The sequence below is a fragment of the Acinetobacter sp. ANC 5414 genome, assembly GCF_013004295.1.
Lineage (GTDB): Bacteria > Pseudomonadota > Gammaproteobacteria > Pseudomonadales > Moraxellaceae > Acinetobacter.
This window is the reverse complement of sequence record NZ_JABERM010000016.1, coordinates 1-17,065: the sequence shown is the minus strand read 5'-3', so window position 1 is coordinate 17,065 and position 17,065 is coordinate 1. Positions and strand designations below refer to the sequence as shown.

Annotated in this window: 15 protein-coding genes and 3 tRNA genes; 8 read left to right on the top strand and 10 right to left on the bottom strand. The window is 39.0% G+C overall.

Annotated elements, in window-relative coordinates; translation table 11 throughout:
* Positions 1-211: 211 nt before the first annotated feature.
* The gene (locus tag HLH18_RS10595) at positions 212-595 is read right to left on the bottom strand and encodes an Mpo1-like protein (protein WP_171546801.1); all 384 of its coding nucleotides are present in this window, start codon (positions 593-595) and stop codon (positions 212-214) included.
* A 271-nt stretch (positions 596-866) separates the two neighbouring features.
* Here HLH18_RS10595 and HLH18_RS10590 point away from each other — a divergent pair, with 271 nt between their 5' ends.
* Positions 867-2,327, top strand: a complete 1,461-nt coding sequence (locus HLH18_RS10590; protein ID WP_171546800.1) for a CYTH domain-containing protein — start codon at positions 867-869, stop codon at positions 2,325-2,327.
* Between the two features lie 166 nt (positions 2,328-2,493).
* Positions 2,494-3,954, top strand: a complete 1,461-nt coding sequence (locus tag HLH18_RS10585) for a CYTH and CHAD domain-containing protein (RefSeq protein WP_171546799.1) — start codon at positions 2,494-2,496, stop codon at positions 3,952-3,954.
* A 34-nt stretch (positions 3,955-3,988) separates the two neighbouring features.
* On the opposite strand, the gene HLH18_RS10580 is transcribed toward HLH18_RS10585, so the two are convergent.
* Positions 3,989-4,621, bottom strand: a complete 633-nt coding sequence (locus tag HLH18_RS10580) for a hypothetical protein (RefSeq protein WP_171546798.1) — start codon at positions 4,619-4,621, stop codon at positions 3,989-3,991.
* A gap of 109 nt (positions 4,622-4,730) precedes the next feature.
* On the opposite strand from HLH18_RS10580, the gene HLH18_RS10575 reads away from it, so the two are divergent.
* Complete coding sequence (locus HLH18_RS10575; RefSeq protein WP_131319003.1) at positions 4,731-5,126, top strand: DUF3144 domain-containing protein; 396 nt, start codon at positions 4,731-4,733, stop codon at positions 5,124-5,126.
* 122 nt (positions 5,127-5,248) lie between these two features.
* Complete coding sequence (locus HLH18_RS10570) at positions 5,249-6,313, top strand: amidohydrolase family protein (RefSeq protein ID WP_171546797.1); 1,065 nt, start codon at positions 5,249-5,251, stop codon at positions 6,311-6,313.
* Between the two features lie 106 nt (positions 6,314-6,419).
* Here the strand turns inward: HLH18_RS10570 and HLH18_RS10565 are convergent, their stop codons facing one another.
* The gene (locus HLH18_RS10565; RefSeq protein WP_171546796.1) at positions 6,420-9,191 is read right to left on the bottom strand and encodes a M16 family metallopeptidase; all 2,772 of its coding nucleotides are present in this window, start codon (positions 9,189-9,191) and stop codon (positions 6,420-6,422) included.
* Positions 9,192-9,329: 138 nt separating this feature from the next.
* A complete protein-coding gene (locus HLH18_RS10560; protein ID WP_171546795.1) occupies positions 9,330-10,151 on the bottom strand; it encodes a PhzF family phenazine biosynthesis protein in 822 nt (273 codons plus the stop codon).
* Between the two features lie 220 nt (positions 10,152-10,371).
* Between HLH18_RS10560 and gloB the strand changes: the two genes are divergently transcribed.
* On the top strand, positions 10,372-11,103 hold the full coding sequence (gene gloB / locus HLH18_RS10555; RefSeq protein ID WP_171546794.1) for a hydroxyacylglutathione hydrolase: 732 nt from the start codon (positions 10,372-10,374) through the stop codon (positions 11,101-11,103).
* 21 nt (positions 11,104-11,124) lie between these two features.
* On the opposite strand, the gene HLH18_RS10550 is transcribed toward gloB, so the two are convergent.
* Positions 11,125-11,397 carry a hypothetical protein gene (locus HLH18_RS10550; RefSeq protein WP_171546793.1) on the bottom strand — a complete coding sequence of 91 codons (273 nt, stop codon included), beginning with the start codon at positions 11,395-11,397 and terminating at the stop codon, positions 11,125-11,127.
* A 481-nt stretch (positions 11,398-11,878) separates the two neighbouring features.
* Between HLH18_RS10550 and HLH18_RS10545 the strand changes: the two genes are divergently transcribed.
* Positions 11,879-12,082, top strand: coding sequence for a hypothetical protein (locus HLH18_RS10545; RefSeq protein ID WP_067723371.1), 204 nt, complete (start codon positions 11,879-11,881; stop codon positions 12,080-12,082).
* 166 nt (positions 12,083-12,248) lie between these two features.
* Here HLH18_RS10545 and HLH18_RS10540 read toward each other — a convergent pair.
* The 5 genes from HLH18_RS10540 to HLH18_RS10520 form a co-directional block, all read right to left on the bottom strand.
* Positions 12,249-12,333 (bottom strand) — tRNA-Leu (locus HLH18_RS10540).
* A gap of 37 nt (positions 12,334-12,370) precedes the next feature.
* A tRNA-Trp gene (locus HLH18_RS10535) sits at positions 12,371-12,444 on the bottom strand.
* Between the two features lie 33 nt (positions 12,445-12,477).
* A tRNA-Leu gene (locus HLH18_RS10530) sits at positions 12,478-12,562 on the bottom strand.
* Positions 12,563-12,666: 104 nt separating this feature from the next.
* On the bottom strand, positions 12,667-13,497 hold the full coding sequence (locus tag HLH18_RS10525; RefSeq protein WP_250852407.1) for a protein kinase domain-containing protein: 831 nt from the start codon (positions 13,495-13,497) through the stop codon (positions 12,667-12,669).
* A complete protein-coding gene (locus tag HLH18_RS10520) occupies positions 13,487-14,998 on the bottom strand; it encodes a DUF3336 domain-containing protein (RefSeq protein ID WP_171546791.1) in 1,512 nt (503 codons plus the stop codon). The genes HLH18_RS10525 and HLH18_RS10520 overlap by 11 nt, the downstream gene beginning before the upstream one ends.
* 186 nt (positions 14,999-15,184) lie before the next feature.
* On the opposite strand from HLH18_RS10520, the gene HLH18_RS10515 reads away from it, so the two are divergent.
* Both HLH18_RS10515 and HLH18_RS10510 read left to right on the top strand, forming a co-directional pair.
* Positions 15,185-16,057 (top strand): ATP-binding protein, encoded by an 873-nt coding sequence (locus HLH18_RS10515; RefSeq protein ID WP_171546790.1) that lies wholly within the window; start codon positions 15,185-15,187, stop codon positions 16,055-16,057.
* Between the two features lie 315 nt (positions 16,058-16,372).
* Entirely contained in the window at positions 16,373-16,939 is a 567-nt protein-coding gene (locus HLH18_RS10510) for a DUF4385 domain-containing protein (protein WP_171546789.1), read from the top strand.
* The last annotated feature ends 126 nt before the right edge of the window (positions 16,940-17,065 follow it).

Below are 17,065 nucleotides of genomic sequence, written 5' to 3'. Positions count from 1 at the left end.
GTGATGTCCTAAAAAGACTACCCACCCATAAAGTCACAGAAATTGAGGATTTGCTACCTCATCGTTGGAAACCTGAACCTCGTTAAAACATAGCAATGGGATTCAGCGGATGCTTACAGCCTGAGTTATTAAAAATTCTGTATTATTTTATCATAAAGTAAAACTTGGCTTTTGATACAATTGCTGTTGTCCACAAAAAATGCATCATGCATTAACTTGGAATTTTATCCAGTGAACGATCTTTTAAACTCAGATTTCCACGTAACACGTCAGATAACATACGCCAGTCCGAAATAAAGCTATACAGGGGTTGTTTAAAACTGGCTGGCTTATTTTTCTCAAACATAAAATGCCCTACCCATGCACAAGCATAGCCAGACAGTAAACCATAAGCCAAATATTTTGCTTTTCTTTGGCGAATGGCCTGAGTAAAGAAATACACACCGACGCCACTGCCAAACACATGCAAACGGCGACTGGTGATATTGCGGTGCTCAGTCAAATAAAAACGATAAAATTCATGATAGTTTTGAAGCGGAAGCTGAAATTCTGGTTCCGGATTGTGTTCGAATTTTAGCTTAATAAGTCCATTCATTGTCATCATCCCGATTATTTTTATTTACGTTAGCGTATATTTTGTACAAATAAAAGCTTGGTTTGCTATTACTTTTTGTTCATTTCAAAAGCAATTACTTAAGAATTGCATCGTCAAGTCTTACATGAAAAATCATTTTCGTTACAATCGAGGTCTTAAAATTAAGAATACAATTCCAGCGCTATAAAAGAACAGATTTCATAACGCATTTGTACCGTAAAGATGACGCGTTTCATTTCTGAAGTAGCGTCAAAAATTAGGATGAAAGATCATGGTCGAAGTTGAATTAAAATTTCAAATTCCTGAAGCAAGACGTAATGCTTTACTAAAAGCATTAGATCCTAAAAAATCGGAAATTATTCAACTTAAAGCAAAATATTATGACACTGAAGAGCGTCTGCTTTCCCAGCATGGTGTTGCCCTACGCCAACGACTGGAAGGTACCCGCTGGATTCAAACCTTAAAAGCTGCGGGAAAAAGCCATTTACACCGCTTTGAGCATAATTATGACCTGGGTGAACTTGAACAGGCACCACAGCTGGATTTAAGTATTTATGAGCAAGATGCGGAAGCGCAGCAAATCTTAAACGGTGCTTTGGGTGACTCACAAGAGCAACTTAAATTACAATTTGAGACAGATATTCAGCGCACCTTTCGCGTGATTCAGTTCGAAGAAACCGACATTGAAGTGAGTCTGGATGTCGGTGAAGTACGGACCGAAACTGCGCAGCATGAAGTGCATGAAGTAGAATTTGAATTAAAGTCCGGTTCTGTACAATCACTGTTGGCCTTTAGCTTTGAATGGGTTAAAAAATACCAGCTCTGGCTCGATGTGCGCAGTAAAGCTGAAATCGGCAATCTTTTAGCGATAACTCAAAAAGTCAGTCCGGCAAAATCTGCCAACGAATTTATTTTAAGCAAAAAAGATCCAGCCAATAAAAATTTACGCTTGCTGATTGCCCAGCAGTTACAGCATTTACTACCGAATATCGCCGCTATTTCTGCAGGTGTTGCCGAGCAAACACATATTCAGCAAGCTCAAATTGCCCTAGATCATTTGAATTTGACGCTATCGTTATTTAAAGATTGGAATGAGGCTGTTTCAGATAAATGGGCTATACAAATTGGTGCATTTAAACAGCAGTTTGATCATTTACAGCATTTGGAACATATGCAGACAACTTTGGGGGCATTTTTACAAAACCCAAATACCGCATCGAATCTGATCAAAGATATTTTATATGCCAAAGAAAAGTTGTCTAACCTGGTTCGCTCAACTCAAAACGTACATCACTATTTAGAATTATTGATGTTTAGTTTAGACAACGAAGAAAAAACTCAACCTCACGACTTAAGATGGTTTGCGCAAAATACCTTGCAAAATCAATACAAGCAATTGCAGGATAGTTTAACCAGTGCCGACATTGCTGACTTTGAGAGCTTGGATAAATTAGCCACCAAGATTCATGAGTTAAAGTTTAGCTTCCCGATTCTAACTTCTATTTATGATGTCAAAAATTTGCAGAAATACAGCAAAGCTTTGAATGATGCGCAACTCGCTGCAAGTGAATATCAAATTTTGGCATCCTCTGCGGATTATATTCAGCAAACCGAACTTGAAGCCAGTGACTGGTTCGTTTTGGGCTGGCTGACGGCGAAACAGGAAGTGTATGCACAGAATTTACTTGAAGCGACAGAACAATTTTTAGTGAGTCGTAAGTTTATCAAGTAATAAATAAAACAGTTAAATCAAAGCGTATTGCCCGATATTTTAATGCAGCTCATTATTTATCGAGTGTACGCTTTATCTCTTTACAAGCGCACACTGCTCTTTTTGTACAACTGGCCTACAATTACTGTCATAACAACAGAAATGATAAAGTTTCAGGAGTTTTGACATGCTAGAAGTAGAATTAAAATTTCAGGTTCCTCTGTCGCAACAAAAACAAATCTATCAATTATTTTTGTCCAAGAACGTTCGCCCGATTTCTTTATATGCACAATACTATGACACGCCAGAACGACACCTAGCCGAGCAAAAAATCTCATTGCGTCAGCGCCTTGAAGATACGCACTGGATCCAAACTTTAAAAGCTCCGAGCTGCCATCATCTAGAACGTTTTGAATTGGAAATAGATTTAGGTGAATTAGACCATCCTGATTTGGATCTTGAAGCTTATCAATCCAATCCTCAGGCAAAAAAATTGCTGCAACAGGTATTAGGCAAACAGGCCAAAAATTTAATCAAGCAATTTGAAACAGATGTAGAACGTCTGGTGTATGTGGTTCATTATAATCGTGCAGAAATTGAAGTCAGTCTAGATCGCGGTGAGATCCGTCATGACAATCAGACACAAGCGATTTACGAGATCGAATTTGAGCTAAAACAAGGATCTGTCCAAGACCTGATCAAATTTGTTCAGCCTTGGGTCAAACAATATCATTTATGGTTGGACGTACGCAGTAAAGCTCAACGCGGAGATTTACTGGCACAAAATTTAGAGATTTTTCCCGCTCAATTTGCAACGCCACTACAACTGAATCAACAGGATTCAACAGATAGCGCATTAAAACAGATCGTCAATAATGCCTTGCAACATCTGTTGCCGAATGCAACAGCGATTGCGGCTGAACAGTATAATAGCGAGCATGTTCATCAAACTCGCGTCGCAATTCGTCGCTTAAGAAGTGCCTTACGTATTTTCGATGACTGGTCAAATGATGTCGATCCTGATTGGCAAGAACAACTTACGACCCTGTTTCGTCAACTCGGTTCAACTCGAGACCGCGATGCTTTAAGTGAAGGACTTTTACCTCAACTACAACAAGTAGGTGCACCTTTTGTGCAACTTCCGGATACCCCTGAAGAAAACAGCATCCCTATTGATGAGTCTTTACGTTCTTTAGACTCGGTCAACTTGATCTTGGCTTTACTGCAATTCGTACATCAGCCTTGCGCAAACAAGAAAAAGACTCCATTAAAAAAAGATATCGCAAAAAAACTCCAGAAATTACATCAACAAATTTGCAAAGATGCCGATCAATTTCTAGGTCTGGATACTCCCTCACAACATCGCACGCGTAAACGGGTCAAACGCTTACGTTATTGCATCGAGTTTATTGCTTCGCTGTATCCGGGCAAAGAGGTAAAGAATTACTTGAAAGGTTTAAAACCTGCTCAAGAAAGCTTGGGACAATTTAATGATTTAAATGTGGCTGAAGTCATGTTTCAAGACTTGGTTAAACGCAAACAAAAAGTGTGGTTTATATTGGGCTGGATTGCAAATGAGAAGAAATACATTCTGCAACAAGCTCAAGAACATTTAGATACTTATGCTAAAACCGACACTTTCTGGTAACACAGGAAATTTAAATGTTCGATATCACACTTGCTTAGCGATATTTGCCAAAAATTTTCCAGGTGCCATTATCAGCCAGTGGATCGCTATAACTGTCATTGCGCTGTTTGCGAGGCTTATCTCGAGCATCGACCAATTCAAAGTGTGGCTCGGTGCTTAACACAATGCCATTCACATAAAATCGTGTACGCGTATATTCACTTTGCCCATGCTGAAACACATAAGTACGCAAATCAACAAATTCACGATGTGCCACCAAGGCAGCGGTATCATCACTGTCTAACCAGAGTCTCATGGCTTGAATTTGTTCAGGTTCAAATTGCCCGCATTTCTCGATCAGGCTGGCAATACCGCGAAAGGTTTTCGACTCTTTGGCCCGGGTTTTATTAATCCGGATTCGATCCACATGAAAATAAAACAACGGTAAATTTAAATGACTGGGTAAATGAACCGCATCGAGTGTTTCATCTTGCATAAAGGGTTGAAACAGATCTTGAGCCCTTTCAATCAAGCCTGTCCATGGTCGGTAATATTCTTCAACTTCTGACTTGGAGCCATAATAAATCGGCAACCCTTCCACATTGGCTAAATTTGCAGGTGGCCAAATATTTTGACGCAATAAAGCAATGTCACTTTTTAGACTTTGTACTGCAATGGCATCTTGCATTGGAGTATCCATTTTCAGGCTTAGGCTATTTTTAGATTAATCCAAAGGTTTAGTTTCTGCAAGGCTTTGCCTATAATATGCCATTAGATCGTTTTTGCAGGAAAAGTTCATGGTTCAAAAGATTGAAGCAACAGATGTAACCGAAGAAGAAGCGTTAAATGCTGCTTTTTTTGAACGTGCTGATGAATTTATCAAACAAGCAAATGAATTTTGTCGTGTTGAAAAAGGTTCACAAGTCAAACCCGCGGAAATGCGCGGTCAGGTCAGTGCTGCAATGTTGTTTGGTACTGCCCGCTTTAATACCTGGGTCGCAGCCAATAACTTTAAAGATGGCAATGAAATGCGTGATGCCAAAGATCAAGTCATGTCTTACATTATGCAGCAGTTCCAAATGATGCTTGAAGACAACTATGATGAATATTGCGAACAGTTTGAAAACTATCTTCGCTTCCGTCATAACGAAGAATTTCATGCCAACAAGCATGACCATGATCATAAACACTGATCATATGATTAAAAGCCCGAAAGGGCTTTTTTTACACCGCTACTTTTTGGATAAAAGGTCATTCAAAGCCTGATGAGTTTGCAGTAAGGTTAATAAGAAACCGATGAATTAAGGATAACCCCATGCGACAACTGGATTTTGCAATTATTGATGCGCATATTCACCAATGGGATCCCTATAACACGCCGCATGCGGCAGCTTTGGCAGTTAAATTATTGGGCAAGCATCCTTATTTACTTGATAAATTCGTTCGCCTGATTAAGTCCGATGATCTCATTGAAACGGTCGGCCTCACCCATCACATTACAGCGCCTTATTTACCTGAAAATTATATGCAAGATATTGGGCATTATCAGGTCGAACAAGTGGTACATGTCGAAGCCAGTTGGCATAAAAACAAAGGCAAAGGCGTGATAGGTGAAACAAAATTCATTGAATCTCTGCCCTTTAACATCGGAACAGTGAAACTGGGCGGTATTGTTGCGACAGCAGATCCACGTGACAGCAATTTTAAGAAGATTTTACAGTTACACCAAAAAGCCTCACCGCGTTTTAAAGGCATTCGTAAAATGGCAGCAGTGCATGAAGATAAAAACATTCATGCCTGGGCGGATGAACCGCATTTATATTTGAATAAAAAGTTTCTCAAAGGCTTCGAAGCCTTGGCACAATCTAACTTAACTTTTGACGCCTGGGTCTATTCAACTCAACTCAGTGATGTGATTGCCTTGGCCAAACAATTCCCTCAAACCTCAATTGTACTGGATCATTTTGGAACACCTGCCGGGCTTTTTGGTCAAGTTGGAACCCTGACAGGAATGACAAAAATAGCCCGGGAAAATATTCTCATTCGCTGGCGAGAAGATATGGCTGAACTGGCGACCTGCCCCAATGTTTATACCAAGATGTCTGGCTTGTTGATGCCTGTCTTAGGTCATCAATTCCACAAGCAGGATCGACTGGCCAGCAAACAGGAAATTTATGATTTAGCCATGCCCATGATTAGCCATGTACTCAACTGTTTTGGCACATATCGGGTGATGTTTGCTTCCAACTTCCCGATGGATCGCGTCAGCTCATCCTTGGTGAATATTATTGATGCCTTTAGCGATGCAGTTGTCGCCTATGACCCGAATGCATTAGCACAAGTCTTTCATCACAATTCGAAGCAGTTTTATCGGCTTTAAAAAGATCACCCCCTTACTCTTTAACCTTTTAAAATAACCTCTCCCTTGAGGAATATATTCCTCATCTCCTGAAAGGAGAAGGAAATTGAAAAAAGAGGATCAAGAGTTATGACTTGTGTTGTGGTTTTCCATACTGATCCGCCATAACTTCAACCAGTTGATCCAGCTTGATGTATTTCTTAATCACGGCATCTACATCGGATTTGGTCAATTTTGCGAGCGCCTGATCACGTTTTTCACGGAACAATAAATCACGATTGTGCTCCAACTGTGGCGTTAACATTTGATGAATATTGCGCTCATCTTCCAAAGCAGTAACCCGTTTTTTTAGAATATTAGCTTTTGCTGCTTCCAGTTCTTGCTCGGTCACACCTTTGGTCAGTAAGTCATTTAAGACTTTACGTACGGCTTGTGAAACTTGCGTCGATTTACCTGCGGTATAGTTGGCTTCAATGGTTAAGGCACCCGAATCAACCCAGTCATCCAGTTCAACATCACTGCCAAAACCATAAACTAGGGCATTTTTTTCACGTAATTCTTGCGCTAAACGTGAAGAGAGTTGTGAATCTCCTAAAATATAGCTAAATACGATTAACGCTGTAGCATCGGCATGATTTGCACCGGCTGGGAAAGTCAAAATCGATTGATAACTGCCGAACTCACGCTGTTCGGATAAAGCATGAATTTTCTGTGCCGGATACGCTTGATAATCAGAGCTTAGACGCTGGTATGGCATTTGCGCTTTACAACCTGAAAATTCCTTTTGTACTAAGTTGAGCATCGGTTTGGCTTGGTAATCACCGGTAATCGCGATTTGTGCATGGTTGCTGACAAAGAAATCCTGATACAATTTCTTCACTTGCTCAACCGTGGCCGCTTTAATTTGTTGCTTGGCAAGATCCGGCTCAAAATGGTAACGCAAATCACCCGGTTGGTAGGTCTCTAACAATCGGGTCATGGTGAGTGCAGCTACGGTTTCAGGCTCGGTATACGGACGATCCAATGCAGATAAACTTTGTGATTTGATCAAATCAAATTGTGATTGTTCAAACTTCGGCTTTTTCAAAACCTGCATCATAAATTTAAAATAATCATCAAACTTTTCTTTTTTCGCCACAATCTGAATGGTAATACTATTGGCTGATGCGGTTGCAGTGGCACCACCACCCGCTTCAATTGATTTATCGGCAATATCTTGCAAGCTATATTGATCTGATCCACGCAATAATAAATACGCCATCAAATCGAGCACTTCACCTTTATTAAACAACGATTTTTCCGTACCAAAATCGACAGAAATGGTGGCATAAGTTTTGTCATCACGTGTCGATATTGGATACAACGCATATTTAATTCCATTCTTTAATGTTCCGCGTTGAATTTTCTTTTCGGTATCGACTAAATACTGTTTCGAGGTTTTGACATATTCAGCAACCTCTTGTTTATAGACACTACTATCTTTTAAAGGTTCTTCTTTGACCTCAGTTTGAGCTAAGGTTTTAGGCTGTTCAGATGCCTGTTTTTGCTCTAATGCTTTTTTCTGATCTTCTGGAGTCGGCTGGATATCCCCTGAAATACGATGCTCGGGGACTAAAAACCGAGTTAAGGTTTGATTGACTTCAGAGAGGCTCAATTTTTTCACATTATCCAGATCAGTAAAATATTGTGACCAATTCCCTTGATAAGAGACATAATAATCACTTAAACGCCCACCCAATGCTGCGGCGTTACTCTGGATGTTGTCTGCCTGATTCTGAAGCAGATTTTTTACCCGATTCAGCTCGGTTTCATTAAATGACTTGTTTTTTTCCACCCCTGAAACCAATTCCGATTGGACTTTTTTCGCATCATGATTTGGGGCATAAACAGCGCCCATAAACACCAGATTAAAGTCCTGATCCAACCATGTGGTAGATTGAACCCCGGTACTTACCCCTGTTTCGACTACACTTTGGTAAAGATGTCCGCTTGGCTGCATGGTATATAAATACGGTGCTAAGGCGAGTGCAGATTTGATCTTTTCATTCTTGCCATTCAAATAAATATTGAATTTGGCCAGATCACTACCCTTTTGTACTAAAAAGTTTCTGTTTTGAATCTTGGAGGAATCCAGGACGGGAACTTGAGTCTGAGCAGGAACTTGGCGAGCCACAATTGGACTGAAACTTTTATCAATCTGTTTTAATACTTCTGCTTTATCAAATTTACCTGAAATGACCATCACGGCATTATTCGGCGCATACCATGTACGGTAAAATTTATTCAACTCATCCATTTTAATGGACTGTAATTCGTTTAAATCACCTATAGGTAAACGTCCCAGATATCGATTGCCATAAGCTGATTTCCACATTTGATCCATCATGACGGAAAACGGTTGATCCATCCGAACTTCACGTTCACGTTTCACAATCGAAATTTCAGAAGGTACAAACTTTTCTTGCAGCACCAGTTTATCCATTCGCTCTGCTTCAAGATGGATCACTTCATTAATTGCATTCTGTTCTGGACGAATAATATTGGTATATTTGGTCGAATAATAATCGGTGCTGGCATTGGTCATTAAGGTGTATTGATCCAGACGGCGCTGGAACTCTTCACCTTTGATATTTTGTGTTCCCTTAAATGCCAAATGTTCTAATAAATGCGCCAGACCACCTTTACCTTGAGGATCGTTTAATGAACCAGTGAGATAAACGGTATTCATAAATACTTTATTTTCTTTATCATTTTGCGCAAGAACGACACGCAAACCATTATCTAATTTATATTCTTCAATCTTCTGCTGAGATTTGACTAAAACAGGTTCTGACCAAGCGGTTGCACTAATGCCGACAAATAATAAAGAGATGGTAAGTTGTTTAAACCGCATTAACATAATTATTCCAATTTTATTCAAGAATATGAATTTTTATAACCCACGACATCTTAGAAAATACATTTGATTTTTAATAGTAGTTTTTTGAAAAGAGAGCCGTTTATTGCAACGGCTGTGTATCAAATTTATTTCCACATTTTATAGATATAACTCTGCCTGCATATACAACTTGGCATAACCTGAAATTTCAATACGTTCATTTTCAAGTAAAACACAATGCAATTCCCCGCCACGTTTTGATGCCTGATAAGCCAAAATTTCACTTTTACCCAGCTTTTCAGCCCACAGTGGTGCAATGGCGGTATGAATTGAACCAGTTACCGGATCTTCATCAATACCATTGGCCGGTGCAAAATAACGCGAAACACAATCATATTGCTCAGCTCGCGCAGTTAAGGCCAAATCCACACATGTCCCCTGCGCTGTAATGGCAGTTCGAATGCGCCCCAATTGTTTCAGCAATTCCAAATTTGGCGTTTCATCGATAACATCTTGCGGGTTTTCATATTCCACAATATAGGCCTGGCTATTCAAATAGACAGTTTTGAAAGGCTTGCTTAAAGCTTGAGTTAAAACCTCAGGATAAGTCTCAACTTTCTCTGCACGGCGAACAGGAAAATTCATTTTAATTTTGCCATCCACTTCTTGGCTAACGACGAAGATGCCCAGATTTTTCACATGAAATTGAATGACTTTTGCAGAGCTAAAATCTTTAAACAACACAAAACTGCTGGCTAAAGTGGCATGTCCACAAAAGTCCACTTCTGTGGTCGGCGTAAACCAGCGGATTTCATAATTTTCTGCATCAATGATTTTCACAAAGGCCGTTTCAGACAAATTGTTTTCCAAGGCAAGATTTTGCATCAATGTTTCATCTAACCATTGTTCGGTCACAATCACCGCAGCCGGATTGCCCTTAAACAGCTCATTTGTGAACGCATCCACCTGATACATTTTCATCGCAATTTATCCCATTTTATTTGTAGCTATTTTAGCGATTGAAAAACTTGAATAGAGAAAAAGATTTAAAAAATGATTTCTATAGTTCATTTTTTAACAAAACCCAGATACTCACGGCCTTGTTGAAAATCACTCATCCTATAGATTTTCGCTCTTACACTAGAAAAAAATCGACTTTAACGATAGCTTATCCATATCTCTATCATTGATCGCCTATCTCATGACTTTTCAAATTCATATGATTGATGTCCAAAATCAATTACAAAACTATATCTGGTTGTTAGAACATACACCGAGTAAGGAAGTTGTCGCAATTGATCCCACCGAAGCACATTTGGTAGAAGCATACTGTACAGAAAACAATTTAAAGCTGAGTCAGATTTGGCTGACCCATTGGCATAAAGATCATACTGGTGGCGTACCCGAACTTTTAATCAATCGCAATATTGCTGTCTATGGTCCACGTGAAGAATTAAGTAAAGTCCCCTTTATTAGCCATCCCCTGCAACACCAAGCCCATATTACTTTCCATGATTTAGATATTGAGATTATTGCCGTCCCTGGTCATACACTGGGACATATCGTCTATTTTATTGATGCTTTAGATGTTGTTTTTTGTGGTGATACGCTTTTTGCGATGGGCTGCGGGCGAGTTTTTGAAGGCACCTATGAGCAAATGTATCATTCGCTTAATCGCTTAGCCGCGTTACCTGCACGAACCAAAGTGTATTGCACACACGAGTACACCCTTTCAAATGCAAAATTTGCATTACAGGCAGAACCAGATAATCTGGCGATTCAACAGCGCTTCGAAAAAGTTGAAGCACAACGCATGCTCGGTCAATGCACCCTACCCAGCACAATTGAATTGGAACTCGAAACCAATCCATTTTTAAGAGTTGAAAGCGTTGATGAATTCCAACGCCTACGAGAGTTAAAAGATCATTTTTAATATGGGGCGAATATAAAGGCTTTATAAAAGCTGATGCGTTTGAGCATAAGCATCCAGCTCAATTTGAGTCACCACACGTATCATATTCATTTCATCAACACGAACCAATAACAAGCCACCTAAAGCAGGCTGATAACGTCGAGCACTGCCAAAAGGGGTATAAGACACTTTTGATTGTTCCGCGAAGATCAGCCAATCTTCATGTCCTAACATGACAGCAACAGGGACTAAATCTTGTTGCTGCATATTTTGAATTTGATTCAATACATTTTGTTCAATGGTTTCTGTCGTCATTTCAATCTAATCATCATCTTAATAAGCATTCCACACCCACCAGAATTCAAAAACTCCCCTGCATAGGCGCAATACAGTTTATCTTTTTTTAATATCGGAAGCACTGCGATTTTTTTGACTCATTCTTAGTCGCCTATAAAACGATAATAATTTCCCGCTTCAGGTCGGTATTTCTAAACAATCCCCAAAAGATAGCTCAGATATAAAAAAAATTTAAGCTGCACTGAAAATTGTGTATAAATATTTCTACTTCCAAAAACCTAATCACTTCAATTAAAATAAATAAAAATCAGATAGGTATATGAATATTTATTTCAATATACAGGTGAATTTTAGCGATTATTTATTCAATTATTGCTGCTAAAAAATACAAATTATTTATTTTATAAAAAACCACACAAAGCTACCCTTTAAAAAAAAATCTACATCCCTATTATTAATTTAATACTGCAATGTACCCATATATACAAGGAGTTCGCTCGTGAAAAAAGTTGTTAAGGCAAAAAATTTAATTGCATTTCGTATTTGGTTAGAAAAACTAGGCTATTCGGTAAAAACATTAACCGACAATCGCGGATTTACGTTTAGCTTTAAAAAAGAATATGGTTTGGTTACCTGTGATTTAGCTGGTAACTCTCTGGCTATGCAACTCGGTGAAGAATTTGAAGATCACTTAAAAGCTTAAAATATATTTCACTTGTGGATCAAGATAAAAATAACTTATTCAAAATATATTTTTCACAATATTTTTCTAAATAATCTTTAAAGCCCCGCTTTGGGGCTTTTTTTATTTCGTCATTCATTTTTTTCAGGCAATAAAAAAGCAAGGTATATACCTTGCTTTAATATGATGGTGGGGACGGAGAGACTCGAACTCTCACACCTTTCGGCGCTGGAACCTAAATCCAGTGCGTCTACCAATTTCGCCACGTCCCCATCTGGGTACTAACATAGTGTTAGATTTTTTAAAACTTGGCAGAGGATCAAGGACTCGAACCTTGACGAACGGTTTTGGAGACCGTCATGCTACCATTACACCAATCCTCTATAGCCTTATTACCAAACAAGTTTGATAATAATTGGTGGGGACGGAGAGACTCGAACTCTCACACCTTGCGGCGCTGGAACCTAAATCCAGTGCGTCTACCAATTTCGCCACGTCCCCAATGGCTGTGTATATTATAGAGATCGATTCCTGATGACAAGACCTTTTTATGAAAAATTCACTTGTTTGTTTAAATAAAAAACAAAAACGATTTTTTTGTATTTTTATTGAACATTTTCAGTGAGTAAGCACTGTTTTACAGTGTAAATATTGGTAAATCTTCGCTCTTTTTGCTTAGCCAACATGCCAGATAAAAGGTTTTTTAACGGTGTGAAATGTTCTGGAAGTTCAATACTTAACCGTTGGCAATGTAAATAGGCCCAATCTTGATAATTTTCTGCTGTTAAACGCTGCCCAGTGAGCCATTCATAAAAAATAATCCCCACAGCATAAATGTCAGTTTGTACGTTTTTTTCTGCAACATGAAAAAGTTCAGGTGCCATATAGCGTGGAGTTGCGGTCAGACTATGCAATTTTATCGGTGAATTGATTTTTTGTACCTGTTCAAAATCAATCAAGCACACGCGCTGCTGGTATTCAACCAAATGCTCTCGCTTTAAATCAGCATGAATCCAGCCGAGTTGATGCAATTGATCAACCACATCGAGTACTTTTAACAACGTCTTTTTAATCTCATTCAGCGACATGCAAGAACAATCACCCAATAGTGATTCGGCATGACTCAAAATCAATGCAGGTCTTCCCGACGCTTGTTGCCCTTCTCCACTTTTTAAGTGAGCAATCATTTGAAAGGGTAATAAAAAATCAGGCATGTTGTCTAAAGAACTGGGTTGATCTACAAATTGCTGATAAAAAGCCAATTCATTTAAAAACCCAGCTTCATAACTTTGATTTATATTGCTTGCTTGGGTTTTTAACCAGTAGTGTTGCTGCTGATGTTCAAATGTATATAAAGCACGCCCAAAAGTTAAACTTTTAGGCTTGGTCTTTTGAATCAAATTAAAGCAATCAATATCTTCAACATTAAACTGCAATAAATTCTGCTTCTTTTTGTGCGGGATCATCTTGATAATTTAAAAGTTCCAAACAGTGCTGAATGGTTTTACCTACGCGGGCATGCGTTTCAATCGAGGATATTTTAGGCCAGGTCGCCCGTTCCCCCTCACGTTGTAACAATTTGAATAAATATGGTCGCGGATTCTGAAACATATAACTATAGTGTCGCAAGCTATAAGCACCGACAATATTTACATCGCCATAATAGCCTTGATCAATCACACCAAAACCATGATCGAGCAATCGTCGCACTGGGGGGATTTTTCCAACCCGACCCCGGCTAAAGTCCATAATCCCTTTGGCGATCACCTTCCCTTGACGTCGAATAATCCGTTCAGGCCAACTCAACAGGTCTCGACGGTGGCGTTCTGCATCAGTTTGCATAAACGGCACGATATGAGGATTGACCTGACTGGCGATGGTGTAATTTAAATTATACAGTCTTGCCATTTTCTCTTGAGGGAAATCACTGCGTACACTGCCATCCACCCAACGCGTATTTGCCATATAGGGCGTCAACTTACCATCGTAACGCTTACTGGTTAAATGTACCGGTGGAAATAAAATAGGAACTGCACAGGAGGCCAATACCGCACTCCAAACCAGCAAATCTGGCGAAGTATAGGCATTCATAATCCGGGCTTCTTGTGACGCATCATAAGGGGCAACAGCCACATTAATATGCAAACCGGAGATTTTAAAGGCTTCTTCAAAGGTCACATGACCCAAATTTTCAATCAAGAATTTCTTTAAGTACATCACATCGGCAAAACCACCGTTTCCCTTCATAATGTCGTTAAATTTACGAAAATGAAAAGCTTCACTAAAAAAGTTTTCACCATTTAAAAGTCTTGAAATATCTGACGGTTTTGATGTGCCCAACATTGCCGTCATAATGGCACCCGCACTTGAACCAGATATCACCTTGGGCATTAAATCCTGTTCAAGCAATGCCTTACACACACCTGTATGAAACAACCCCAAGGTCGCACCACCTGAAAACATGATGGCAGGTTGACCGTATGCCTTTTTACAATGCTCAAAAAATTCAATTTTTTTAGCCAAACCTAAACAGGAACAAGCATCTGACGCAATGTAGGCCAAACTTTCACTGACTTCTTCCACATAATCTTCTATGATTTTTTTTGTTCCCACATATGTGGCGGTAAATAACATCGGATTTGCAATATTGGCAATATCATAGCTTAAACCTTCACGTAATATGTACATGAGATCATGGCTACGTTTTTGAAAACGGTAGCGCCTTAACCGACTCAAGCGTTGAGAAATAATTTCAGCATCAAAATAAGGTGAGCAGTTATCATATTTCCATTCCTGAGCACCTGATTCTTCATCTATTTGCAGTGCGAGGCTTTTCCATTCTTCATATGTTTCAGCTGTTTCAAGTTGGCGCTTTAATTTTTTTATGCGATACGCTTGATGTGGATTAATATCTTGTGTGAAATCTTTAAATAACATATCTACCCCTCAAACCCTTTCATTTTTATTCGCTCTTCATGATAGGGTATCATGCTTAATATTGACAGAAAACTCAGCGGATTATCATTGCAAAAATGCCTATTCCATTGGCAAATTATGACTAATTGATATACAGTTCTTCAGTAAAACCACCCTTTTACTTTTACACGTATAAGCTGAACAATCATGGCAACAATTGATTTACCTGATCATATATTACAAGCACTTTCTACTGTACTCCAACAACTACAGCAAAATTTACCCGAACTGAAACAAGAAACCGACTTTTCGGCATCCGCTTATAAATGGCAAGAGAAACAATTAAAAGCCATTCAACAGCCCAAAAAGATGTATTTGGATGATTTAAAAGGTATTGAAAGACAAAAAGAAAAAGTGATTCAAAATACCCTGCAATTCCTGAAGGGCTTACCTGCTAATGATGTTTTGCTTACTGGTTCACGTGGTACGGGCAAATCGTCTATTGTCCGTGCCCTGCTCACCCAATATGAGTCGGAAGGTTTACGTTTAATTGAAATTGAACGTGATGATTTATCTGACCTCCCGCTAATCCAGAAGCTTATTGAAAACCGTCCGGAAAAGTTTATTGTCTATTGTGATGATTTAGCCTTCAACGCTGAAGATGAAAACTATCGTAGTTTAAAAAGTGTTTTAGATGGTTCATTACAGTCAGGTTCAAGTAATTTTATTATTTACGCCACCAGTAACCGCCGTCATTTACTGCCTGAGTTTATGCATGAAAATACACCGGTAACACGTGTTGATGTGCCGCAATATATAGAACTTCACCCTCAAGAAGCGATTGAAGAGAAAATTTCACTCTCAGACCGTTTCGGAATGTGGTTGTCTTTTTATCCAATGGATCAGAATTTGTATTTAGAAATCGTTGAGCATTATCTAGCAAAAGCCAATATGCCGATGGATGAGTTTACACGTGCCGAAGCGTTGCGTTGGTGTCAGGCACGTGGGCAGCGCTCAGGACGTGCAGCGTATCAGTTTTCTAAACATTGGATTGGTTCGCAAAAATTGGCATCGCTTTAATTATTCATCATTTAGCCATTTTCAATCTCTTGTTGAATACTGAAATAAAGATCTAAACTTCACATCAAGATGACTTTAGATCTTTATTTCGATCATTACAGTTTGTAAAAGATTCTGGATGATTTACGCTTTCAGATCCTCTTCCTAAAAAACTTGAATCATTTTATTTGGACGATATAAACAACTGTTGTTATGTGCATTGCAATTTTGACATATCAAAGTTCATCAAAATGCTTCAAACTCGGCAAAACCTCTTGAGAGTCGCGAATATTGTTGATTATTCAGTGGACTCTCACATTTTAAGGAATCTCCTCAATGACTAATAACGAACAAGATTCATTAACGCCTAAGCCTGACGCCAAACCATTTTCACGCAGCTTTGACTTTTCTCTCGACTTTGAAAAGATTAATTTTAGAAAGCGTCCAGAGTTATATCGCATTGGTCGTGGTGAAGAAGGTGTTTTATTGGTTGAACCCTATAAGTCTGAAATTTTACCGTTGTGGCAATTTGAAGATGAAGCTCAAGCCACTGAAAGTAGCGCGAAGATTTTTGCATTATTTTTAGATTATTTAGAGAAAAATGATTTTGTTGGCGCAGACATGGCAAGAAAGTTTTTGCTGATGGGCTATACCCGTGCACGTCGTTATGCACATCATAAAAAAGGTACCCATAAAACTGGCCGAAAAAATAAAGGCGTTACACCTAAAGTTAAAGTACAACTCAATGATGTTGTTACAACTGAAAAACAGCCACGTAGCGCTGAAGATCAGGTCAAAATTGCTGTTGCGAAAATCTTTAAAGATAAGAGCGATCAAGCAAAATTAAATCCAAAATACATTGAGCTTAAAGAACAATTCAATGAGTTGATCCGTCAGGATTAATTAAATACCGTAAGCATCCGCTGAACCCCATTGCTATGTTTTAACGGGGTTCAGGTTTCCAACGGTGTGGCAGTAATTCTTCTATTTGGGTCACTTTATGTGTCGGCAGCCTTTTCAGTACATCAC